This window comes from Microbacterium sp. MMO-10 (genome assembly GCF_037148715.1).
Classification (GTDB): domain Bacteria; phylum Actinomycetota; class Actinomycetes; order Actinomycetales; family Microbacteriaceae; genus Microbacterium.
The window spans coordinates 77666-101261 of record NZ_JBBCSV010000003.1 but is presented as its reverse complement, the minus strand read 5'-3'; the positions used below and the strand labels follow the sequence as shown (position 1 = coordinate 101261).

General features: G+C 71.8%; 19 protein-coding genes. 13 read left to right on the top strand and 6 right to left on the bottom strand.

What is annotated here, in order from left to right:
• Nucleotides 1–21: 21 nt before the first annotated feature.
• Nucleotides 22–642, bottom strand: a complete 621-nt coding sequence (locus WFJ17_RS09260; protein WP_336648244.1) for a M15 family metallopeptidase — start codon at nucleotides 640–642, stop codon at nucleotides 22–24.
• Nucleotides 643–1088: 446 nt separating this feature from the next.
• Between WFJ17_RS09260 and WFJ17_RS09255 the strand changes: the two genes are divergently transcribed.
• Nucleotides 1089–2129 carry an Rv2578c family radical SAM protein gene (locus tag WFJ17_RS09255; protein ID WP_251447417.1) on the top strand — a complete coding sequence of 347 codons (1041 nt, stop codon included), beginning with the start codon at nucleotides 1089–1091 and terminating at the stop codon, nucleotides 2127–2129.
• A 35-nt stretch (nucleotides 2130–2164) separates the two neighbouring features.
• Here WFJ17_RS09255 and WFJ17_RS09250 read toward each other — a convergent pair whose 3' ends face one another.
• The gene (locus WFJ17_RS09250) at nucleotides 2165–2998 is read right to left on the bottom strand and encodes a phospholipase (RefSeq protein WP_251447420.1); all 834 of its coding nucleotides are present in this window, start codon (nucleotides 2996–2998) and stop codon (nucleotides 2165–2167) included.
• Nucleotides 2999–3229: 231 nt separating this feature from the next.
• On the opposite strand from WFJ17_RS09250, the gene WFJ17_RS09245 reads away from it, so the two are divergent.
• Nucleotides 3230–3706: a GNAT family N-acetyltransferase gene (locus WFJ17_RS09245; RefSeq protein ID WP_251447422.1), complete on the top strand. Its 477-nt coding sequence runs from the start codon at nucleotides 3230–3232 to the stop codon at nucleotides 3704–3706.
• A 76-nt stretch (nucleotides 3707–3782) separates the two neighbouring features.
• Here WFJ17_RS09245 and WFJ17_RS09240 read toward each other — a convergent pair whose 3' ends face one another.
• A complete protein-coding gene (locus tag WFJ17_RS09240) occupies nucleotides 3783–5870 on the bottom strand; it encodes a DEAD/DEAH box helicase (RefSeq protein WP_336648243.1) in 2088 nt (695 codons plus the stop codon).
• Between the two features lie 313 nt (nucleotides 5871–6183).
• Here WFJ17_RS09240 and WFJ17_RS09235 point away from each other — a divergent pair, with 313 nt between their 5' ends.
• The 7 genes from WFJ17_RS09235 (at nucleotide 6184) to WFJ17_RS09205 (ending at nucleotide 14325) form a co-directional block, all read left to right on the top strand.
• Nucleotides 6184–7086 (top strand): aldose 1-epimerase family protein, encoded by a 903-nt coding sequence (locus tag WFJ17_RS09235; protein ID WP_336648242.1) that lies wholly within the window; start codon nucleotides 6184–6186, stop codon nucleotides 7084–7086.
• A gap of 131 nt (nucleotides 7087–7217) precedes the next feature.
• Complete coding sequence (locus WFJ17_RS09230; RefSeq protein ID WP_251447428.1) at nucleotides 7218–7466, top strand: hypothetical protein; 249 nt, start codon at nucleotides 7218–7220, stop codon at nucleotides 7464–7466.
• A 202-nt stretch (nucleotides 7467–7668) separates the two neighbouring features.
• Nucleotides 7669–8424, top strand: coding sequence for an IclR family transcriptional regulator (locus tag WFJ17_RS09225; RefSeq protein ID WP_336648240.1), 756 nt, complete (start codon nucleotides 7669–7671; stop codon nucleotides 8422–8424).
• Nucleotides 8425–8690: 266 nt separating this feature from the next.
• Complete coding sequence (locus WFJ17_RS09220; RefSeq protein WP_292887759.1) at nucleotides 8691–10175, top strand: xanthine dehydrogenase small subunit; 1485 nt, start codon at nucleotides 8691–8693, stop codon at nucleotides 10173–10175.
• Complete coding sequence (gene xdhB / locus WFJ17_RS09215; protein ID WP_336648239.1) at nucleotides 10172–12559, top strand: xanthine dehydrogenase molybdopterin binding subunit; 2388 nt, start codon at nucleotides 10172–10174, stop codon at nucleotides 12557–12559. The genes WFJ17_RS09220 and xdhB overlap by 4 nt, the downstream gene beginning before the upstream one ends.
• A gap of 103 nt (nucleotides 12560–12662) precedes the next feature.
• A complete protein-coding gene (xdhC, locus tag WFJ17_RS09210) occupies nucleotides 12663–13490 on the top strand; it encodes a xanthine dehydrogenase accessory protein XdhC (RefSeq protein ID WP_251447435.1) in 828 nt (275 codons plus the stop codon).
• Nucleotides 13491–13566: 76 nt separating this feature from the next.
• Entirely contained in the window at nucleotides 13567–14325 is a 759-nt protein-coding gene (locus tag WFJ17_RS09205) for a class I SAM-dependent methyltransferase (protein ID WP_336648238.1), read from the top strand.
• Between the two features lie 61 nt (nucleotides 14326–14386).
• On the opposite strand, the gene WFJ17_RS09200 is transcribed toward WFJ17_RS09205, so the two are convergent.
• Nucleotides 14387–14890 carry a tetratricopeptide repeat protein gene (locus WFJ17_RS09200; RefSeq protein ID WP_336648237.1) on the bottom strand — a complete coding sequence of 168 codons (504 nt, stop codon included), beginning with the start codon at nucleotides 14888–14890 and terminating at the stop codon, nucleotides 14387–14389.
• Nucleotides 14891–15240: 350 nt separating this feature from the next.
• Here WFJ17_RS09200 and WFJ17_RS09195 point away from each other — a divergent pair, with 350 nt between their 5' ends.
• From WFJ17_RS09195 to WFJ17_RS09180, 4 genes are all read left to right on the top strand, one after another.
• Entirely contained in the window at nucleotides 15241–16536 is a 1296-nt protein-coding gene (locus WFJ17_RS09195) for an XdhC family protein (RefSeq protein WP_336648236.1), read from the top strand.
• Nucleotides 16527–17489 carry an FAD binding domain-containing protein gene (locus WFJ17_RS09190; RefSeq protein WP_336648235.1) on the top strand — a complete coding sequence of 321 codons (963 nt, stop codon included), beginning with the start codon at nucleotides 16527–16529 and terminating at the stop codon, nucleotides 17487–17489. Before WFJ17_RS09195 ends, WFJ17_RS09190 begins: the two co-directional genes overlap by 10 nt.
• Before the next feature lie 77 nt (nucleotides 17490–17566).
• Nucleotides 17567–20509 carry a molybdopterin-dependent oxidoreductase gene (locus WFJ17_RS09185; protein WP_442927983.1) on the top strand — a complete coding sequence of 981 codons (2943 nt, stop codon included), beginning with the start codon at nucleotides 17567–17569 and terminating at the stop codon, nucleotides 20507–20509.
• Nucleotides 20506–21123, top strand: a complete 618-nt coding sequence (locus WFJ17_RS09180; RefSeq protein ID WP_251447453.1) for a nucleotidyltransferase family protein — start codon at nucleotides 20506–20508, stop codon at nucleotides 21121–21123. Before WFJ17_RS09185 ends, WFJ17_RS09180 begins: the two co-directional genes overlap by 4 nt.
• 228 nt (nucleotides 21124–21351) lie before the next feature.
• Here the strand turns inward: WFJ17_RS09180 and WFJ17_RS09175 are convergent, their stop codons facing one another.
• Together WFJ17_RS09175 and WFJ17_RS09170 are read right to left on the bottom strand one after the other, a co-directional pair.
• Entirely contained in the window at nucleotides 21352–22890 is a 1539-nt protein-coding gene (locus WFJ17_RS09175) for an NCS2 family permease (protein ID WP_251447456.1), read from the bottom strand.
• Nucleotides 22891–22918: 28 nt separating this feature from the next.
• A complete protein-coding gene (locus WFJ17_RS09170) occupies nucleotides 22919–23449 on the bottom strand; it encodes a nucleoside deaminase (protein ID WP_251447459.1) in 531 nt (176 codons plus the stop codon).
• Nucleotides 23450–23596 lie beyond the last annotated feature (147 nt).

The window sequence follows — 23596 nt, the reverse complement described above, 5'->3', positions numbered from 1 at the left end:
CGGGCGGCCCCGCGCGGCCGGTCAGCCGGGGTACGCCGGGGCCGCGGGGAGCCCGAAGAACTGCTCGAGGGTGGCGTAGCCGCCGTCGTGATAGGCCGTCGCGAGCGGCACGCCGAGGTAGCGCAGGTGCCAGGGCTCGGGGTCGTAGCCGGTGACCCCCGTCTGTCCGGCCCCGTAGCGGACGATGAAGCCGTACTGCCAGGCGTTCTGCGCGACCCAGGCACCGGCGTCGGTGCCGCCGAACGAGTCGATGCTGCCGCAGCCGCCCGCGCAGGAGACGACGTCCGCGGCGAGCCCGGTCTGATGCTCGCTGTGTCCGGGACGGGCGGAGAGCGCGTCCCCCTGCGCCTGTCCGTACTGCGCGATCTGCCCGGAGTAGGTCTGCACCTGGGTGTCGTAGGAGCGGTAACCGCTGGCGAGCGCGATCGTCCCGACGCCCGCGGCATCCGCGGCGGCGGACAGCTGGTCGAGCGCCTGGGCCGTGTCCGCGCGGAGGGAGCCGGCGCCGTCCACCGACAGCGCGACGTCCCCGAACGAGGACGGCGCGAACGTCACCGGGTTCAGGGGGCGCGCCTTGTTCACCACGACCCAGTCGCGGTGCGGATCGGACAGGTCGATGCACGGCGCGTTCCCCGTCGCCACGGCGGCGCGGAACGCGGCACCCCCCGCCGAACGCCGACACCACCGCGTCATCCCCGCCCGAGGCCAGCGCCTGCTGCACCGAGGCCTGCCCGCACGGGTCCGCGACGGCGACGGCGCGCAGCCGCACCGCGGGCAGGCTCGTCGCGGCCGCGGGCATCTCGATCCCCGCCGCCGCGGCGACCGGATCCGGATCCTCGGCCGCGCCGGCGGGACCGTTCTGCGCCGAGCCGTCGGCGAGCGACCAGAGCGCGCCGATCAGCGCGACAGCCAATCCGATCGTGACGAACAACAGCAGCACCACGCGCGAATGCATGCCGCGAGAGCGTGTCGGGTGCCTCGGGTATGCCACGGCTCCATTCTCACCGCCCGACCTGAAGATCTCCCATCCTCGAATCTTTCTCCCCATCGGCCTTGACCCACTATCGTTCTTATGTTCGAATATCGTCATGAGATGGCAGGGGCAGAGGATCGACGACACCGACGCGCAGGCGCTGCCGGGCATGGAGAACCGCACCGGATTCCTGCGGACGGTGACGACGCCGGAGTTCGCGGGGATGACCTTCCACGAGGTGCTGGCGAAGTCGGCGCTGAACCACGTGCCCGGTCCGTCGAAGATGCCCTTCTCCTGGACGGTCAACCCGTATCGCGGCTGCAGTCATGCCTGCGTCTACTGCTTCGCCCGGGGGACGCACACCTACCTGGATCTGGATGCGGGGCGCGACTTCGACTCGCAGATCGTCGTCAAGGTGAATGTGGTCGAGACGCTCGAGAAGGAGCTGCGCCGGGGATCCTGGAGGCACGAGACGGTGGCCCTCGGGACCAACACGGATCCGTATCAGCGCGCGGAGGGGCGGTACCGGCTCATGCCGGGGATCATCCGCGCGCTCGCGGACTCCGGTACGCCGTTCTCGGTGCTCACCAAGGGCACGCTGATCCGCCGCGACATCCCCGTGCTCGTCGAAGCCGCGACCCGCGTGCCGGTCGACGTGCAGCTGTCGATCGCGATGTTCGACGAGACGCTGCGCGAGGCGATCGAGCACGGGGCGCCGTCGACCCAGGCGCGACTCGACACAGTGCGGGCCCTCAGCGACGCCGGATTCCGGGTGGGGGTGTTCCTGATGCCGATCCTGCCGCATCTCACCGATTCGGTGGCCGCGATCGACGATGCGCTGCGACGGATCAAGGAGGCGGGCGCCGATCACGTGATCTACGGAGCGCTGCACCTGCGGCCCGGCGTGAAGCCGTGGTTCCTCCAGTGGCTCTCCGAGCATCGGCCCGACCTGCTGTCGTCGTATCGGGCACTGTACCCGGGTGCGGCCGCCGAGGCCCCGAAGGACTACCGGCAGTGGCTCGGCCGGCGCGTCAAGCCGCTGATCCGACTGCACGGTCTCGAGGCGCTGCATTCCGAGGACCGTCCCGCCCGCGCACGCGGAACGGCTCCGGTGCGCGCCGTGCGCGCACCGGAGCCGTCGGCGACCCTGTTCTGACGTCCGCGGCCTCCGCCGCGGAGCCGGATCCGGGCTCAGTACCAGTTCGTGGCCTGCGAGTGACCCCAGGCCGAGCAGGGGCTGCCGTACACGCTGGAGATGTAGCCGAGGCCCCACTTGATCTGCGTGGTCGCGTTGGTGGCCCAGTCGTCGGCGATGGTCGCCATCTTGTCGCCCGGCAGCGCCTGCGGGATGCCGGTCGCACCGGACGGGTTGTAGGCCTGGTAATCCCAGCCCGACTCCTTGTTCCACAGCGAGTTCAGGCACTGGAACTGGTCATCACCCCAGCCGTACTCGCTGGCCATCAGCTGCTGCGCGGTGGCGCGGGCGCCGTCCGGGGTGTTCGCGGCAGCCTGCGCCTCCGCGGCCGCCTGGGCCTCCGCGGCGGCCTGGGCCGCGGCCGCGTCCGCCGCCTGCTTCTGCGCGACGGCGTTGTTCAGGTTGCCGCGCACCTCGGTCACCTGCGCTTCGACCTTCTCCGAGTAGTCGGCGACGGCGACGGCGAGGTCGGTGTGCACGGCGGCCTTGTCGGACGCCGCGTCGGACAGCACCTCGTGCGCCGAGCGGAGCCCGGTCACGTCGACGATCTTGCGCCCCTGCCCGAGATCGAGCCCCGACGCCTTCACGTCGGCGTTCACGGCGGCGGCATCGCTCATCGCGGTCTTCGCGGTGTCGAGCGCGGCGCGCACCTGCGAGCGCTGGTTGTAGGCGGTCACGTCGTCGACCTGGGCGATCGCCGGAGCGGCGGCGGCGACGGTCGGCGCGACGAGCACGGCCCCGCCGACGGCGAGGGCTCCGAGCACGGCGGCGGCGCCGACGATGGTGACGGTCTTGCGACGGGCAGAGCGGAAGAACGGGTTTCTCGACATGACGAAGTAACGATCCTTGAAGTCCTCGGGGCCGCTCGGGTAGCGGCGCAACGCCCTCGGGTCGGGCGTACAAGGTAACGATCCTGCATCACTGTTCCTGGGAGCCCACCGAGGATCCCGAGATGTAGCAAGATATTTTGCTCGAATTCCCAGGTTCGGATCCACGCGGTCGTCGGGGCCCTGTTGCGGCCGTCTCGACCCGATGTCGGTGCCGGCCGATACCGTCGCCCCATGGTGAACCTCCGCCCCTGGCAGCCCGGAGACCGACCGCTGCTCGATGCCTTCAACACCCCGGAGATGACGGCGCATCTCGTCACGACCGAGAGCGCGGAGGAGCTGGAGCAGCGACATCTCCGCTACCTGAAGGAGGACCTGCCGGGGCGGATGCTCGTGATCGTCGACGGGTCGGAGCCCGTCGGATCGATCGGCTACTGGGAGATCCACGAGGGCGAGAAGGTCGCCTGGGAGACCGGATGGGGAGTTCTTCCGCAACACCAGGGCCACGGCTACGCGGGGCTGGCGCTTGACGAGCTCATCGGCGTGGTCCGTGCCGACGGACGACATGACGAGCTCCATGCCTATCCGTCCGTCGACAACGCGCCGTCCAATGCGCTCTGCCGTCGCGCGGGCTTCGTCCTGCGCGGCACCACGCCGTTCCCGTTCCGCGGCGGCGTGCTCCTCAGCAACGACTGGGTCCTGGACCTCTGAGACGACGAAGGGCCGATGGGCGAGGATCCAGGATCCTCGCCCCTCGGCCCTTCGTGTCGCTCGGGGTGCGTCGCGATCAGGAGGTGAGATCGGCCGCGGTCGGCACGCGACCGGCGATCTCCTCGATGAGGTCGTCACCGAGGCGGGCCTCTTCGAACGGCGCGTCGATCTCGGCGCGGTCGAGCAGCTCGGTCATGCGGCGGCGGCGCTGACGGGTGATCAGCGTCACGACGCGGCCCGCGTTGCCGGCGCGCCCGGTGCGGCCCGCGCGGTGCAGGTACGTCTTGTACTCGTCGGGGGCATCGGCCTGCACGACGAGGTCGATGTCGTCGACGTGGATGCCGCGCGCGGCGACGTCCGTCGCGACGAGCACGTTCACCCGTCCGGAGGTGAGCTTCTGCAGGTTGCGGGTGCGCTTGGCCTGGTTCAGATCGCCGTGCAGCGAGACCGCCGGGATCCCGGCGTCCTCGAACTGCTCCGCGAGCTGCTCGGCGAAGGCGCGGGTGCGCGAGAAGACGAGGGTGCGCCCGTCACGATCGACGAGGGAGGCGAGGATCTCGGGCTTGTCCCGGTGCTCGATGACGAGCACCCGGTGCTCGATCGTGCCGGAGTCCTGGGTCTCGCCGGCGACCTCGAACACGGCCGGATCCACGAGGAACTCGTCGACGAGGGCGGCGACCTCGCGGTCGAGCGTCGCCGAGAAGAGCAGCTTCTGGCTGGAGGCCCCGCCGGGAAGCGCGGTGCCCGTGTGGCGCAGGATCCGCTGCACGGGCTCGACGAACCCGAGCTCGCACATGTGGTCGGCCTCGTCGAGCACGGCGATCCGCACGTCGGAGAGGTCGAGCTTGCCCTGGTTGATGAGGTCCTCGATGCGGCCGGGGGTGCCGATGACGATGTCGACGCCCTTCTTGAGCGCGCCGACCTGGCGGGCCTGCGGCACGCCGCCGTAGACCTGCGTGGTGAACAGCCCCACGCTGCGCGCGATCGGCTGCACCGTGCGATCGATCTGCAGCGCCAGCTCACGCGTGGGGGCGAGGATGATCGCCCGCGGCGCGCGGCCGAACTCGCGCTTCTTGCCCTTCTGCGACTGCAGGATGCTCTCGACGAGGGGGGCGCCGAAGGCGATGGTCTTGCCGGATCCGGTGCGCCCGCGGGCGAGCACGTCGCGGCCCTCGAGCACGGCGGGCACCGACGCGGCCTGGATCGGGAACGGCGTCTCGGCGCCCATGTTCGCGAGGATCTCGACGATGTTGGATCCGAGTCCGAGGTCGGCGAACGTCACGTCCGCGACCTCCGCCGCCTGCACCGTCTGCGCCTCGAGGCGCTCGTGCACGACGTCTTCCAGCTGCTCCTGCTTCGGCGCGCGGTCCGTGCCGCGATTCCAGTCGTCGCGCGCCGGACGCGCCGTGCGCCGGTCGTCGCGGCGGGGACGGTCGTCCCGGTCGAAACGCGGACGCTCGTTCCGCTCGAAGCGCGGACGCTCGTTCCGGTCGTCGCGGCGGGGACGGTCGTCCCGGTCGTAACGCGGACGGTCGGTCCGGACGGCACGGTCCTCGTAACGCGGTCGGTCGTCGCGCTGCGGACGATCGTTCCGGTCATGACGGGGACGGTCGTCGCGCTGCGGCCGGTCATTCCGGTCGTAACGCGGGCGCTCGTTCCGACCGGCACGGTCCTCGTAACGCGGACGGTCGTCGCGCTGCGGACGCTCGTTCCGGTCGAAACGGGGACGTTCGGTCCGGCCGGCACGGTCCTCGTAACGCGCACGGTCGTCGCGGCGCGGACGCTCGTCCCGGTCGAAACGGGGACGCTCGTCCCGGCGGTGCGGGGCGTCGATGCGGCCGGACTCGGCACGGTTGCGGATCGCGCGCGACTCGTCGCGGCCGGCGCGCTCCTGCGCGGACCAGCGCTGCTTCGGGGCGCGCTCGCCGGCGGCGGGCTCGGGCCGGTAGCCGCGGTGGTTCGGGGAGCGGCTGCCGGGACGCGAGTCCACGCGGCGGTCATCGCGGGCCGGACGGGCGTCGCGGTCGTAGCCGCCGCGGCCGGAGTCGCCGTCGCGCGACGGACGCCCTTGGTTGTGGCGATCGTGGAAGGAGGTCTTCTTCGCGTAGCGGGGCTCGAAGTTCGCCGCCGGGCGTCCGCCCTTGGGCTTGTGGTTCTTGGGCACGGGTATGTCCTTGTCTGGTTCTCGCACGAGAACAGCGCCCCGCCGCCCTCGTGGGGCGCGGGGATACCCGGGCAGTCGTCGGCCGGGGGCCATTCATGTGATGGATGAAGCGCTCGACGACGTCCGCCGAACTCACCATCGGCCCCTGGGCTCACACACAATCGCAGCACCGCGCCCGCCGGGGATCCCGGAGGTCACGGTCGCCCGAAGCCGACGCCCCCATCCTAGCCGAGCCGCCTGGGAGCCCCCTCCGTCCCGGAAGATCGCCGACACCGACGGGCGCCACGACACCCGCCGGTCCTACGATGGCGGCATGACCACTCCGACCGGCGTCCAGATCCACCTCGACGCGGAGGGCGTCCACGCGCAGATCTCGCAGGTCGGCGCCTCGCTGCGCCACCTCGTCGTCGGCGGCACCACCGTCGTGCCGCCCTACCTCGACGACAGTCCCGCCCCGTCCTGCGCGGGCGTCGTCCTCGTGCCCTGGCCGAACCGGATCCGCGACGGGATCTGGATCGACGGCGACGAGACCAGGGCGCTGGCGATCACCGAACCGAAGCTGAACAACGCGATCCACGGGCTGCTGCGCTACACCGCCTACGAGATCGCGGGGCAGAGCGACGCGAGCGTGCTGCTGCGCGCGGACGTGGTGCCGCAGATCGGCTACCCCTATCTGCTGGAGACGAGCGTGCGCTACACGCTCGGGCCCGACGGAATCACCGCGGAGCACACGATCGTGAACCGCTCCGGGGATCCGGCCCCCGTCGCGCTCGGCACGCATCCCTTCCTCACCGTCTCGGGCACGGATCCGAAGCAGCTGCTGCTGCACATCCCCGCCGAGACCTTCTTCGAGACGGACGACCGCCTGCTGCCGATCGGCGAGTCGCCGGTCTCCGACGGCACCGATCTGCGCACGCCCCGGCGCCTCGCCGACGTGCAGCTCGACACGGGCTTCGCCACGCTCCGCCGCGAGGACGACGGGCGCGTGCACAGCACCCTCACCGCTCCGGACGGTCGCGTCGTGACGCTCTGGCAGGGCACGGGACTGGACTACCTCCAGGCGTACACGAGCACGAGCTACCCCGGTCAGGAGCTCGTGGTCGCCCTCGAGCCCATGTCGGCGCCCGCCGAGGCGTTCAACTCCGGCCGCGGACTCCGCCACCTGGATCCGGGCGAGACCTGGACCGTGCAGTGGGGCGTGACGCTCGCCGTCTGAGCCGACGGCGTCTGCGGCAGAGCCCTCCCCCGGCTGAGAGCGACATGGACATTCGCCCGCGACCCTGACGTCCCGGCGATCGCGGACGTACGCTTCTCCCAGGGCGACGAGCCGTCCTCCGAGGAGGAAGCATGAACGAGGAAGTCGCAACGGGCCGCACGGGCGAACCCGCTGACGAAGACGAGGGACAGTACACCGACATCGACGGCAAGCCGACGTCGCGCAGATCCCTGCGCGGCCGGTACACGCGGACCGAGGATACGGGGCCGGACCTCGAGACCAAGGGCGCATACACCGACGCCGATCACGCGGACCAGGCTCCTCCGCCGGGACACTCCGTCCACGATCGCCCGGGGAAATACACTCGCCACGACCAATAGTCCGTCCCTCATCGCACGGCCGTCCACCGTGCACGGCGATGGGCGCGTGCGGGCGACTCCGTCGATGACTTCGACCGGTGGCCGCACGCCTCGATGAACGAAGGCCGGGCCCGGTCTCTGCCGGCGTGGGATACTCTGCTCGGGAATCATCTTCCGGCATGCGGATATCCTGCGCCGGTGATCGCGAGGCGAGAGGATCCGCATGGCCACCGAGAGTCCGGAGCGCGTCAAGTCGGTCTCCCGTGTGTTCGACCTGCTCGAGCTCATCGCGGATGCGGGCGGTGACGCCACCATCAGCCAGCTGGCCACGGCGGCCGAGCTGCCGCTGCCCACGATCCACCGCCTGCTGCGCACGCTCGTCTCCGAGGGCTATGCGCGCCAGCTCGCCAATCGGCGATACGCGCTCGGTCCGAAGCTCGTGCGGTTGGGAGAGGTCGCGAACCGGCAGTTCGGCCAGCTCGCCATGCCGCAGCTGAAGTCGCTCGTGGCACGGCTCGGCGAGACCGCGAACCTCGCCACGATCGACGGCGACAGCGTCGTGTACGTCTCGCAGGCGCCGTCGCCGCACGCCATGCGCATGTTCACCGAGGTGGGCGGACGCGCCCCGCTGCACTCCACGAGCGTCGGCAAGGCGATCCTCGCCCAGCTCGACGACGACCAGGTGCGCGAGATCATCGGCCGCGCCGGCATGCCGCACTCGACCGAGCGCTCGCTCGACACCATCGATGCCCTGCTCGCGGATCTCGCCCTCAGCCGCGAACGCGGATACGCCGTCGACGACGGCGAGCACGAGATCGGCGTGCGCTGCTTCGCCATGGCCGTGCCGAGCATGCCGGTGCTGACCGCGGTCTCGATCTCCGGCCCCGTGTCGCGCGTCGGCGAGGACTTCGCGGACCAGGCGATCCCGGTGCTGCGCGAGGTCGTGGCGGACATCTCGAGCGCGACGAACGCGCACTGAGCACGACGCGCTCGGCCGTCCACCCTTGACGGACCCGTGTCCGTCGGCCTAGGCTGGCGATGTTTTCGGAACACGGTTTCCGTATACCGGAAACAGCGCGAATCTACTGGCGGTAAGGCCAAGGCGACGACGCCTGACCACACAGCGTTGCGCTCCTCTCAACAGGAGAAAGACCCCCACGCGGAGGCCCCCGGGCCTAGGCTCCGTCTCACAGAGGCACGGCCCGAGCCGCTTCGCACACTGTCGCCGGAATCGAGGAGATTCGCATGACCGACATCGCCGTCACCGTCAACGGACAACTGCGCCCGCTCGCAGGGACCCCGGCGCATGCGACCGCCCTGGACTGGCTGCGCGACACCGGTCTCTCCGGGAGCAAGGAGGGCTGCGCGGAGGGCGAATGCGGCGCCTGCGCGATGCTGCTCGCCACGCCCACCGCCGACGGCGGCACGGCGTGGACCCCGGTCAACGCCTGCCTCGTGCCCGTGTACGCACTCGACGGCCAGGAGGTCGTCACCGCCGAGGGCCTGGGCTCCCCCGACGACCTGCACCCCGTGCAGTCCAAGCTCGCCGAGGCGGGCGGATCGCAGTGCGGCTACTGCACGCCCGGCTTCGCCTGCAGCATGGCGGGCGAGTACTACCGCGCCGACCGGCACGCGGCCGACGCGGCCGACGAGTCGTGCCCCGTCCACGACCCCGAGCACGGGCCGAACGGCTTCGACCTGCACGCGCTGAGCGGCAACCTGTGCCGCTGCACGGGCTACCGCCCCATCCGCGACGCCGCCTACACGCTCGGGTCGCCCGAGGCCGACGACCCGCTGCAGCAGCGGCTCGCCCAGCCCGCGCCGCAGCCTGTCGCGACCGATGCCGAGGTCGACGGAGCGCGCTTCGTCCGTCCCGCGACTCTGGCCGAGGCGCTGCGGATCCTGCACGACGAGGAGGATGCGCTGCTGGTGGCCGGATCCACCGACTGGGGCGTCGAGGTCAACATCCGCGGCCGTCGCGCCCCGCTCGTCGTCGCGATCGAGCAGCTGCCGGAGCTGCGCACCCTGACCGTCGGGGACGACGTCGCCTCCGGCGCGGACGGCTACGTCGAGATCGGCGCCGCACTCCCGCTCTCCGACATCGAGAAGCGGCTGGACGGACGCGTCCCGCTGCTCGCGCAGCTGCTCCCGCAGTTCGCCTCGCGCCTCATCCGCAATCGCGGCACGCTGGGCGGCAACCTCGGCACCGGTTCCCCGATCGGCGACACCCCGCCGGCCCTGCTCGCGCTGCGCGCGAGCGTCGTGCTCGCCTCGGTCGCCGGCGAGCGCGAGGTCGACCTGGCCGACTACTTCACCGGCTACCGGCAGACCGTCAAGCAGCCCGACGAGCTCATCAAGGCGATCCGGATCCCGCTGCCGCTGGCGACCACGACCGCCTTCCAGAAGATCGCGAAGCGCCGCTTCGACGACATCTCCAGCGTCGCCGTCGCGTTCGCGCTCGACATCGACGGCGGGGTCGTGACCGGCGCCACGATCGGCCTCGGCGGCGTCGCCGCCACCCCGCTGCGCGCCCGCGCCACCGAGGAGGCCCTGATCGGCAGACCCTGGGACATCGCCACGGTGAAGGCCGCCTCCGAGGTGCTCCGCGGCGAGGGCACGCCGATGTCCGATCACCGCGCCAGCAGCGCGTACCGCTCGCACATGCTCGGCACCGCGCTGCTCAAGCTCTACAGTCAGACCACTCTCGCATCGAAGGAGGTGTCGGCATGAGCACTCTCGCCGACCGCCCGGAGAACCCCGTCGTCGGCCTGCGCGCCGCCCACGAGAGCGCCGCCCTGCACGTCACGGGCGCGGCGATGTACACCGACGACATCGCGGAGCAGACCGCGGGCGTGCTCACCGCCTGGCCGGTGCAGTCCACGAACGCGCACGCGAAGGTCACCGTCGACGTGTCCGGCGCCTACGAGGTGCCCGGCGTCGTGCGCGTGCTCACGGCGGACGACGTCCCCGGCCTCAACGACGCCGGGATCCGCAACGACGAGCCCCTGTTCCCGAGCGAGGCCATGTTCTACGGCCATGCCCTGGTCTGGGTGCTCGGCGAGACGCAGGAGGCCGCCCGGCTCGGCGCCGAGCGCGTGACGGTCGAGTACGAGCCGCTGCCCTCGCTCATCACGGTGCAGGACGCGCTCGACGCGCAGTCGTTCCAGGGCACCCCGCGCACGGTGCAGCGCGGCGACGCCACGGCGGGTCTCGCGGCCTCGGCGCACGTCTTCGAGGGCGTGACCGAGTTCGGCGGCCAGGAGCACTTCTACCTCGAGACGCACGCGTCGTTCGCGATCCGCGACTCGGAGGGGCAGTACTTCATCCAGTGCTCCACCCAGCACCCGACCGAGACCCAGGATCTGGTCTCGCACGTGCTCGGGATCCCGGCGAACGAGATCACCGTGCAGTGCCTGCGCATGGGCGGCGGCTTCGGCGGCAAGGAGATGCAGCCGCACGGATTCGCGGCGATCGCGGCCCTCGGCGCCAAGCTCACCGGCCGCCCGGTGCGGCTGCGCCTGAACCGCACGCAGGACATCACGATGACCGGGAAGCGGCACCCTTTCCACATCGCATGGAAGGTCGGCTTCGACGAGAACGGGCTGCTGCAGGCGCTCGACACCACCCTCACCTGCGACGGCGGCTGGTCGATCGACCTGTCCGAGCCGGTGCTGGGCCGTGCGCTCTGCCACCTGGACAACTCCTACTGGATCCCCAACGTGCACGCCTACGGGCAGATCGTGAAGACCAACAAGACCTCGAACACCGCCTACCGCGGGTTCGGCGGGCCGCAGGGCGTCTTCCTCATCGAGGACATCCTGGGTCGGGTCGCCCCGACGCTCGGGATCGATCCGCTCGAACTGCGCCGGCGCAACTTCTACCAGCCGGGCCAGACGACCCCGTACGGGCAGCTCGTGAAGGACGCGGGCCGGCTGGAGACGATCTGGGGCCAGCTCTCGGACGAGGCCGAGGTGGCCGCCCGACGCGAGGAGATCGCGCGGTTCAACGAGACCAGTCCGCACGTCAAGCGGGCCCTGTCGATGACGCCGATCAAGTTCGGCATCTCGTTCAACTTCGCCGCGTTCAACCAGGCCGGTGCGCTCGTGCACGTCTACAAGGACGGCTCGATCCTCGTCAACCACGGCGGCACCGAGATGGGCCAGGGCCTGCACACGAAGATGCTGCAGGTCGCGGCGACGGCGCTCGGCGTCGAGCTGCACCGGGTGCGCCTCGCCCCGACCCGTACCGACAAGGTGCCGAACACCTCCGCCACGGCGGCGTCCTCGGGCGCCGACCTCAACGGCGGCGCGGTGAAGAACGCCTGCGAGCAGATCCGCGACCGGCTCGCCAAGGTCGCGGGGCGCATGCTCGGCGTCGACGAGCGCGACGTGCGCTTCGGCGGCGGCTTCGTGACGGCGCTCGGCGCTCCGGTGAACCGCGTCTCCTGGGGCGAGGTCGTCAAGGCCGCGTACTTCCAGCGCGTGCAGCTGTTCGCCGCGGGCTACTACCGCACCGAGGGCCTGCACTGGAACCCGGAGATCATGCAGGGATCCCCGTTCAAGTACTTCGCCTACGGCGCGGCCGCGACGGAGGTCGAGGTGGACGAGTTCACCGGCGCCTACCGGGTGCGCCGGGTCGACATCATCCACGATGTGGGCGACTCGCTCTCCCCGATGCTCGACATCGGTCAGATCGAGGGCGCGTACGTGCAGGGCGTGGGCTGGCTGACGCTCGAGGAGCTGCGCTGGGACGAGAGCGACGGACCGCACCGCGGCCGGCTGCAGACGCAGTCCGCCTCGACGTACAAGCTGCCGAGCTTCTCCGAGATGCCGGAGGAGTTCCACGTGCGGCTGTTCGAGAACGCGCGCGAGGAGGGCGCGGTCTACGGATCCAAGGCCGTGGGCGAGCCGCCGTTCATGCTCGCGTTCAGCGCCCGCGAGGCGCTCCGGGACGCGGTCGCCGCCTTCGGGCCCGAGGGGCACTCGGTCGAGCTCGCGTCGCCGGCGACGCCCGAAGCCGTGTTCTGGGCCGTCCGCGCCGCGCAGGACGCGGGCGTCGAGGCCGCACCGGCGCCCGCCGCGGACCGCTCCCTCGTGACCGCCGCCGGCGACTGACGTCCTCTCCCCCCTCTCCCACCTCTCCCACCTCCGAGTCGTCCCCCTCAGCACGGGCGATAGGTCGTGCTGAGGGGGACGACTCGGAAGAACAAGGAACACCATGGACTGGCTGGACGCGCTGCAGGAGCTGCGATCGCGGCGGATCCCCGCCGTGATCGTGACTCTCGCGACGGTGCGCGGCCACGCCCCGCGCAACGGCGGGGCGAAGATGGTCGTCTCCCCCGACGCCGTGCACGGCACGGTCGGGGGCGGCAACCTGGAGCAGACCGCGATCGAGCAGGCGCGCCGGATGCTCGCCGGCGGTTCCGCCGAGCCCGAGCTGCTCGCGCTCACGCTCAGCGACAAGGCCGTCACCGAGTACGGCGTGCAGTGCTGCGGAGGAGAGGTCACGATGCTGCTGGAGCCGATCCGGGTCACCCCCTCGGTCGCCGTGTTCGGGCTCGGCCACGTCGGCCTCGAACTGGCCCGCATCCTCGCCCGGCACGAGCTGGAGCTCGTCCTCGTGGACTCGCGCGCCGAGATGCTCGCCGAGGAGCGGATCGGCGCTCCGGGGCGCAGTGGCGTGCTCGGCGACGCGGTCGCCCGCGTGCGGGTCGTGCACGCCCCCGTCCCCGAAGCGGCGCTCGCCGGCCTCACCCCCGGCGCGCACGTGCTGGTCATGACCCACGACCATGTCGAGGACCTGGCGGTCGTCGACCAGGCGCTGCGCTCGGATCAGGTCGGATCCATCGGGCTGATCGGTTCCGCGTCGAAGTGGGCGCGCTTCCAGAAGAAGCTGCGCGAGCTCGGCCAGACCGACGCCGACCTGGCGCGCGTGACGACGCCGATCGGGATCCCCGAGGTGTCTGGCAAGCAGCCGGCCGTCATTGCGGTGAGCGTCGCGGCCCGGATCCTGCAGCTCATCGACGAGGCGGCCGTCGCGGAGTAGCCGCAGGCCCGGCGGGTCGCGCGTGCACGCGCGAGGCTTTATTGAACATGTTCAGTTCACCCGCTAGAGTCGCCCCATGACCGACCTCCTGCGCCGCCCGCCCCTCGCCCTCTGCCGCGCGGCCGACCCGCTCTACGAGCCCGCGGACGTGCGCCGGCTCTTCGACCGCATGGCGTCGTCATACGACCGGATGAACCTCGTCCTGTCGCTCGGGTTCTCGGCGCTGTGGCGGCGCCAGCTGCTCTCTCTGGTGCGGGCCAGCGGGTCGCCGCGACGCGTGCTCGACCTCATGAGCGGACGGGGCGAGACCTGGGCCGAGATCGAGCGCCGCCTCCCCCGGGCCGAGATCACCGCCGTCGACTTCTCCGCGCAGATGACGGCACAGGCGCGCATCCGCAACCGGGCACGATTCGGCGGACGGGTGCGGCTGCGCCAGGAGGATGCGCTCGCGGGGACGTCGCAGGACGCCTCCTTCGACGTCGTGGTCAGCGCGTACGGCCTGAAGACCTTCGACGCCGGGCAGCTGGAGCGCCTCGCCGCCGAGGTCGTCCGGACCCTGCGCCCAGGCGGATCCTTCGCCTTCATCGACATCACCGAACCGGGCTGCGGTCCGCTGCGCACCGCATACCGCGCCTACCTGCGCTGGATCGTGCCGCTCGCCGGTCTGCTGCTGCTCACGGATCCGACCGAGTACCGGATGCTGCACCGCTACCTCGCCGGCTTCGGCGACGGATCCCGGGCGGTCGAGGCCTTCCGAGCCGAGCCCGGACTCGAGGTGGAGGTGCGTCGGCATTTCTTCGGCTGCGCCCTCAGCATCAGCGGGCGGCGGGTCTGAGGCGAGCCCGGCGGCGGGCGGGGCGGCCGCCGGGCGAAACCGGCGCTCGGCGCGGTGCGGGTCAGTCGTCCAGGGTCGCGAGATACGCCGCGTTGCCACGGAGCGCGGCTTCGTAGCGCTGCACCTCCGCGGTCGGGAACCGGTCCGCGATCACGGTGAACACGGCTCCGAGCGCGGCGCTCGGCCGCCCCATCGCGTGCAGGGTGAGGGCGCGGAAGAGGCCGAGCGACTCCGATTCGGGGAACCGCGCGATGCCCTCGTCGAACGCGGCGAGGCTCTCGTCGAGACGTCCGAGGTTGCGCAGCGTGCTGCCGGACTGCAGGTAGCACTGCCGCAGCCGACGCCCGTCCAGGCCTCCCGCCATCGCACGGCGGTAATAGCCGAGCGCGGTCTCCTCCTGACCGTCGGTGTCATAGGCGCCGCCGACCTCGTAGAGCACCGCCGGATCGTCGGGGTGCTCGGCGAGCACTTCGAGGAACGCCGCGATCGTCGGCGCCATCCGCGCGCGGTCGCGCGCGGCGAAGATCTCGTCCAGCCGGGCGTGGAGCTCGGAATCGGTGTTCATGGGTCCTCCCGGGTCCACGCTAACCGTGCAGAGCGGAGGAGCGCGGATCCGACCCTCCGCCCTGTCTGGACGCCGGGAATCGCTCGCCGTGCGGACGGTCAGTAATCCGCATGACGGAAACCAAAATCCGTTATGCGGATCTTCCTCTTGCTCTCCGCGGAGGACGGCCGTAGAATCGTCCCAGGCCTAGGCGGGTTACGACAGTGAACCATCTACCGGGCATCCCAGGCGGTGACGCCGTGGATTGTGACCCGGGGTTCCTCCTCGCCAGATAGGTTCCTCCCGCAGAGTCCCGATGCACCGCCCTGATCAGGCGCCGATGGCCGGCACCTGGATGAGGAAGGTGCCCCATGCTGGACCGCATCCCCGAATACGCGGAGTGCTTCGCCGACCCCGGCCGCTGGGCGATCGCGACGATTGTCGAGGTCTCCGGATCCGTCCCGCGTCCGGCCGGCACCTCGATGGCGGTGCGCGACGACGGCCGCACGATCGGATCCGTCTCCGGGGGCTGCGTCGAGGGCGCCGTCGTGGACGCCGCCCTGTCCTGCCTGGACTCCGGCGCGACCGAGCTGCATTCCTTCGGCTACGCCGACGACGACGGCCTCTCGATCGGGCTGATGTGCGGCGGCGACGTGCGCGTGCTCGTGCAGCCGCTGCGCGCCTTCGGCGGCGTCGACGCGCGCGCGCATCTGGTGCGCGACCTCCCGCTGCACGACACCACCGCCGGCGCCCTGCTCACCGCCGAAGGGCTCGGGATCGCACAGCGCCCCGACCCGCTCTGCGCGGCCTTCGACGGCGACGAGCTGCCGGCGGAGGTCGCCCGTGCCGCCGGGCACGCCGCCGACCGGATCCGCGCCGCCCTGCGCAGCGGCGGCGCCCACGTGGTCGACGTGACCGACCGGTCCACGCCCGAGTGCCCCGTCGTGCGGCGCCTGCTCGTCGAGTCGACCGCGACCTCCGCACGGCTCATCATCTACGGGGCGAACGACTTCTCGGCGGCACTCGCACAGGCCGCGGCGGCGCTCGGCCGGAGGGTCACCGTCTGCGATGCGCGCCCGGTGTTCGCGACCCGCGACCGCCACCCCGGTGCGCACGAGGTGGTGCTCGCGCATCCCGCCGAGCATCTGGCGCAGGAGATCGCCGCCGGCCGCATCGACGCGCGCACCGCGATCGTCGTGCTGACCCACGACCCGCGCTTCGACCTGCCGGTGCTCGACGCGGTCCTGCGGCGCGACGTCGCCTACGTCGGGGCGATGGGATCTCGCGTCACGCACGAGAAGCGGGTGCAGGAGCTGCGGGCCGGCGGCCTCACCGCGGCGCACCTCGAGCGGCTGCACTCCCCGATCGGCCTCGACCTCGGCGCGCGCACCCCGGCCGAGGTGGCGATCTCGATCCTCGCCGAGCTGATCCTCGTCGAATCGGCCGCGGGGGCCGGATCCGGATCGGGGTCCGGATCCGGATCCGCGACGGTTGCGTCCGCGATCTCTCCCGTACGGCTGCGCGACACCGCGGGCGACGTGCACGACTCCCGGCGCACCGCACGGCGTCCGGCATCGCGGGACCGGACTCCGGCGGGGCGCAGCTGCGCCGCCGTCCCTGCACACGCCGCTGCGACCGCGATCACGGGGGACGCCGCATGGATGTGACGAGCGTCGACGAGGTGCTGATGTGCGCCGATCCCCGACGATGGCGGCCGGGCGACTCATGGCTCGCCGGCGGCACGGTGATCTACTCCTACGGCACCGACATCACCCGCGGCGCCCCGACCCGCCTGCTCGACATCACCGGAGCGGGATGGACCCCGCTGACCTGGCACGGGACGGGGCCCGGGGAGGAGCCCGCGCTCGAGATCGCCGCCACCTGCCGGATCGCCGAGCTGCGCGCCCTCGCCGATGACCCCTTCCCCGGCGGCATGCCCCGCGCGAGCCTGCCCGGGCTGGGTCTCATCCCCCCGGCCTGCGACGCGTTCGTCGCCTCCTGGAAGATCTGGAACGTCTCGACCGTCGGCGGCAACGTCGCCACGGCGCTGCCCGCCGGTCCCATGATCTCGCTGCTCAGCGCCTGGGATGCGACAGCGGTGATCTTGCGCCCCGACGGCACCACCCGCCGCACCCCGGTCGCCGAGCTCGTCGTGGGCCCCGCGCGCACCCGCCTGGCGGACGGCGAGCTGGTCCGCAGCTTCGTCGTGCCGGGGAGCGTGCTGGCGCAGGAGCCCGCGTTCCGTCGCATCTCGCTGACCGAGCGCGGGCGCTCCGCGGCCCTGCTGATCGCGCGCCGCACGTCCGCGTCCGCACTGCGCCTCACGGTGACCGCCTCGACGTTCCACCCGATCGTGCTCGACGTCGCCGCGGATCCGGGCGAGGGCGGGACGGTCGTCCCCGCGGACGGCGCCGCCTGGCGTGCGGCCGTCGACGCCGCGGTCGGACGCACCCGCGGCTGGTACGACGACATCCACGGCGAGCCCGCCTGGCGGCGCCGCATGACGCACCGCCTCGGCGACGAGATCCTCGCCGAGCTGCTGCCGGGGCTCGCGACCGGCGTCGACGACGCGATCGGGCGGGTCACCGGCGACCTGCGCATCGAGAGGACGGCACGATGACCGCCGAGAACATCGGGACCGGCTACCGCTCACCGCGCGAGACGCCGGATCCTGCACGAGACGCCACGGCTGCGGTGATGTCTCACGCAGACGGTTGTTTCTCGCACGAGCCTCCCGCCGGCGGGCCGACCGCGACCGTCGACGGACGCACGGTCGCCGTGGCCCCCGAGCCCGGGCAGTGCCTGCGCACTTGGCTGCGCGGCCAGGGCTCCTCCGGAGTGAAGAAGGGCTGCGACGGCGGCGACTGCGGCGCCTGCACCGTGATCGTCGACGGCGACGCCGTGCACAGCTGCGTGTACCCCGCGCACCGCGCCGCCGGCCGCGACATCGTGACGGTCCAGGGACTCGGCACCCCCGAGGATCCGCATCCGGTGCAGGAGCGGTTCCGGCGCGCCGCCGGGTTCCAGTGCGGGTTCTGCACGGCGGGCATGGTGTGCACCGTCGCCTCGATGCCGGAGGGCGCCGAAGAGGACCTCGGCCGCACGCTCAAGGGCAACATCTGCCGCTGCACCGGCTACCGCGCGATCGAGGACGCGGTGCGCGGCACCGTGAACATCGACGACCGCGCCGGCGGCGTCGGCCGCGCGACGGGCGCCCCCGCAGCGACCGGGGTGGTGACCGGCACCGTCCGCTACACGATGGACATCGACCCCGACGAGCTCCCCGCCCCGCTGCTGTACGCGGCCGTGGTGCGCAGCCCGCACGCGCACGCCCGGGTCGTGCGCGTCGACGCGACCCGCGCGCTGGAGGAGCCAGGGGCCGTCCGCGTGCTCAGCCGCGAGGACGCCCCCACGACCGCGTTCTCGACGGCGCAGCACGAGATCGAGGCCGACGACCCCTCCGACACCCGGGTGTTCGACGAGTACGTGCGCTTCGTGGGTCAGCGCGTCGCGCTGGTGGTCGCCGAGTCGCAGCGTGCGGCTGACCGCGCCGCTCGTCTCGTCGTCGTGGACTACGAGGTCCTGCCCGCGAACACGGATCCGGAGCTCGCCGATCACCCCGGCACCCTCGCACTGCACGGCGCGGCCTCCGCCGCAGGTCAGCGGGCGCAGGCCGCGGGCGGATCCGTGCCCGACCCCGAGGGCGTCGCCCGCGCAGAGGCCAACATCGTGATGGAGATGAGCTCCGAGGTCGGAGACCTCGCCGCGGCGCTCGCGGCGAGCGACGTGGTGGAGGAGCGCACGTTCCACACCCACCGCGTCTCGCACACGGCGCTCGAGACCCACGGATCCCTCGCCTGGCAGGATCCGGACGGCCGGTGGGTGGTGCGCAGCAGCACCCAGGTGCCGTTCCTCGCGCGGCGCACCCTGGCCCGGATCTTCGGCATCGACAAGGAGCTGCTGCGCGTCTACTCCGCCCGCGTCGGCGGCGGCTTCGGCGGCAAGCAGGAGGTGTTCACCGAGGATCTGGCCCTGCTCGCGACGATGGCGACGGGCCGTCCGGTGCGCGTCGAGTTCTCCCGCAAGGAGGTGCTGACCGCGACGAGCGTGCGGCACCCGTTCCGCATCCGGGTGCGGATGGGCGCGACCGCCGACGGCCGGATCACCGGCATCGGCGTCGACGTGCGCTCCAACACCGGCGCCTACGGCAACCACGGACCCGGGGTGATGTTCCACGGCGTGGGCGAGTCCATCGCCGTGTACCGCGCCGCGGCGAAGAAGATCGACGCCGACGTGGTCTACACGAACACCGTGCCCTCGGGCGCGTTCCGCGGCTACGGCCTGAGCCAGATGATCTTCGCGATCGAGTCCACCGTCGACGAGCTCGCCCGACGGCTGGGCGCGGATCCGCTCGCGTTCCGCGCCGCGAACCTCATCGGGCAGGACGACGCGATGATCGCCGCGCACGAGGAGCCGGATCTCATCATCGGCAGCTACGGCCTCGACGAGTGCGTCCGGCTCGTGCGCGACGGCCTGGCGCGGGACCGCGAGGGCGACCGGGCCGCACTCGCGCCGGGCTGGCGGCTCGGGGAGGGATCCGCGGTCGCGATGATCGCGACGGTCCCGCCGCGAGGGCACCACGCGCACGCGAGGATCCGGCTCGAGGCCGACGGGGCGTTCGGCCTGGACGTGGGCACGGCGGAGTTCGGCAACGGCACGTCCACGGTGCACCAGCAGATCGCCGCGACCGTGCTGCGGACCACGACCCGCACCGTCCGGCTGCGCCAGTCCGACTCCGATCTCGTGCCGCATGACACCGGGGCCTTCGGCTCCACGGGCACCGTCGTCGCCGGCCGCGCCACGCACGCCGCCGCGACCGCGCTGGCGGAGCGGATCCTGACCCGCGCGGCGGAGCTGCTCGACGCGCCCGTCGGCGAGTGCGTGCTCATCGACGGGCGCGTGATCCGCGGCGAGCAGTCGGTGACGCTCGCCGACCTCGCCGACGATGCGGCCCGGCGCGGAGAGCCGCTCGAGGAGAAGGGGTACTGGGGAGGCACGCCGCGCTCGGTCGCCTTCAACGTGCAGGGCTTCCGCGTCGCGATCGACGAGGGCACGGGAGAGTTGCGGATCCTGAGGTCGATCCACGCCGCCGACGCCGGGGTCGTGGTCAACCCGGAGCAGTGCCGCGGTCAGGTCGAGGGCGGGATCGCCCAGGGCATCGGGGCGGCGCTGCACGAGATCGTGCGGGTGGACGAGTCCGGCAGGGTGACCACGGACATCCTGCGGCAGTATCACGTGCCGACGTTCGCCGACATCCCGCGCTCGGAGGTGCACTTCGCGCAGACCTCGGACGTGCTCGGACCGCTCGGCGCGAAGTCGATGAGCGAGTCGCCGTTCAACCCGATCGCCCCGGCGCTCGCCGCGGCGATCCGCGACGCGACGGGGATCCGGATGACCGAGACGCCGTTCACGCGGGACCGGATCCACGCCGCGATCCTGGAGCGCGATGCCGAAGGGTCGTCGAGCGAGGACTCCGAAGGCGACCGCGACGAGACGCGGTCTCTGCGAGAGCACCGCGTCTCGTCTCGCTCCGCTCGCTCGACGACCGAGGAGACGGCTCCGCGAGGGCTCGCGGAATGAGCCGCCGGCACCCGCACGCGATCGTGCTGGCCGCGGGCAGCGGGACCCGGCTCGGCCGCGGGCCCAAGGCGCTGCTGCCGTGGAACGGCGAGGTGCTCGTCACGCGCGCCGCCCGTGCCGCGGTGGAGGCCGGCTGCACCGTCGCCGTGACGGTGGGCCCCGCCCGCGGCACGGTGCAGAGCTGGCTGCGGGCCCGCTGCCCCGCGGCGAGCGCGGTCGAGGTGCACGACGCGCACCTCGGGATGTCCGCCTCGCTGCGCGCCGCCGTGCTGCCCCTCGTGGTCGCCGATACCCCGCCGGACGCCGTGGTGGTGCTGCTCGTGGACCAGCCGGGCGTCGATGCCGCCGTGATCCGCCGCCTGCTCGCCGCACACGAGCCGGGACGCGTGACCCGTGCGATGTGGAGCGGGAGTCCCGGCAACCCCGTCGTGTTCGACACCGCCGACCTGTGCTCCGCCGCCGCCCTCGCCACCGGGGATGCGGCCGCGCGCACCTGGATCGCGCGCAACCGGCACCTCGTCGACGACGTGGAGTGCGGCGACCTGGGCCGAGGCGACGACATCGACGAGCCCGCCGACCTCGCCGCCTGGCCCGAGCTGCGCATCCCGCGCTGACGTTGCGCAGCGATCGACGCCGTTGTGCAGGGCCGCCCCGCCGTTGTGCAGGGCCGCCGACATCCTCGTCGACGCCTTGCCGCGGAATCACGGGCGCCGCCCTCCGAAACACAGTCCGTCGTCCTGCATACCGCACCCGACGCCCTGCACAACGGCGCACCGAGCGCCGTGACCACGCGCCGAAGGCCCCGACCCGCGGATGCGGATCGGGGCCCCGGACGTCGGGCGTCAGTGCGGCAGCAGAGCCTCCACCGGACCGCGCACGAAGTAGAGCGCGAAGCCGGCGGCGACAACCCACATCAGCCAGTGCACCTTGCGCGCCCGCCCGGACGCCGCGTTGACCAGCGCCCAGGAGATGAAGCCGACGCCGATGCCGTTGGCGATCGAGTAGGTCAACGGCATCGTCACGATCGTGAGGAAGGCCGGCAGCGCGACGGCGAACTTGTCGAACTTGATCTCGCGGATCTGGGCCATCATCATCGCACCGACGACGACGAGCGCCGCGGATCCGACCTCGATCGGCACGACCAGCGTGAGCGGCGTGACGAACATCGACAGCAGGAACAGCGCGCCCACGACGAGCGAGGCGAGCCCCGTGCGGGCGCCCTCGCCGATGCCCGAGGCGCTGTCGACGTAGACGGTGTTCGACGAGGTCGACGTCGCACCACCGGCGACCGCGCCGAAGCCCTCGACGATGAACGCGGAGCGCAGCCGCGGGAACGTGCCGTCCTTGTACGCGAGGCCCGCGTTCTTCGCGAGGCCCGTCATGGTGCCCATCGCGTCGAAGAAGTTCGAGAACACCAGGGTGAACACGAGCATCGTGGCAGAAAGCGCGCCGATGCGTCCGAAGGCGCCGAACAGGTCGAACTGGCCGACGAGGCCGAAGTCGGGGACGGTCACCCACGTGCTGGGCAGCTGCGGGATGGTCATGTGCCATCCGTTCGGGTCCTTGAAGGACGGACCCAGCTGCAGCACGGCCTGCGCGATGATCGCGATGATCGTGGTCGCGACGATGCCGATCAGGATCCCGCCCGGCACCTTGCGGGCCACGAGGATCGCGATGACGACGACGCCGAGCAGGAAGATGAGGGTGGGCACCGAGGTGATCGATCCGCCCTCGCCGAGCTGCACCGGAGGTCCTGCCGGGGTGCGGTTCACGAAGCCGGAGTCGACGAAGCCGATGAAGGCGATGAACAGGCCGATGCCGACGGTGATCGCCGCCTTGAGCGCCTGCGGCACGGCCTTGAAGATCGCGGTCCGGATCCCGGTGGCGCCGAACAGCACGATCAGCACGCCGTTGATGACGACGAGGCCCATGGCCTCCTGCCACGTGACCTGGCCGACGACCGACACGGCGAGGAAGGAGTTGATCCCCAGACCCGCGGCGAGCGCGAACGGCAGCCGGGCGATCACGCCGAACAGGATCGTCATCACGCCGGCGGTGAGGCCGGTCGCGGCGCCGATCTGCGCGGCTTGCAGCGCGTGATCGGCGACGTCCTTCGTGCCGCCGAGGATCAGCGGGTTGAGGATCACGATGTACGCCATCGTGACGAAGGTCACGATGCCGCCGCGGATCTCCCTGGCGACGGTCGAGCCGCGGCGGGTGATCTCGAAGAACCGGTCGAAGGCGTTCTTCGGTTCGGCGTCGACGGTGGTGCTGGTGCCCGTCTTCAGGGGCGGCAGGTCTTCCGCGGTGCGGGAGAACGGCGAGCCGCCTGAGGAGACGGGCGTGCCCTCGGTGTCGGGGGAGGGAGTGGGTGACGTCATTGTCTGCTCCTGGTTTCTTCGGTTCGGGTCAGTACTCGATGCGGGTGGTGGTGAGGCTCCACTCCGTGAAGGGCGCGACGCGCTCCTCAGCGGGCAGGGCGATGTCGCTCACGGGCATGATCGCCCTGTCCTCGGGCCCTCCCTCGAAATAGCGGTAGAACACCGCGTCGTCGAAGCCCGCATCGGCGGCGTCGTCGCGGTTCGCCGCGAAGTAGACGCGGTCGATGCGCGCCCACAGCGACGTGGCGAGGCACATCGGGCACGGCTCGCAGCTCGTGTAGAGGGTGGCGCCAGAGAGGTCGAACGTGCCGAGCTGCTGGCACGCATTGCGGATCGCGGTCACCTCGGCGTGCGCCGAGGGATCGAGATTCGCGGTGACCCGGTTGACGCCCTCGAAGACCCGGCCGTCGGCCGAGACGACGAGGGCGCCGAACGGACCTCCAGCGTTTCGGACGTTGTCCGTGGCGAGGGCGACGGCCTGAGCGAGATACTCGGCGGGCGTCGTCGCAGCGGCGGACGAGGGCACACTGCTGTGAGAAGGCACAGGGGTGCTGTTCATGGAGAGCTTCCTTGCTGTCGTCGCAGTGATACGGCTTCCGGTCGGGCCCCTCTTCGGGCCCTTCCTCGAGATAAGTACGTCGAACCGCTAGGTTGTCATCCCACCCGAGACGGCTGTTGCGGCCTCGGGCTGGGGTCGACAGTAACA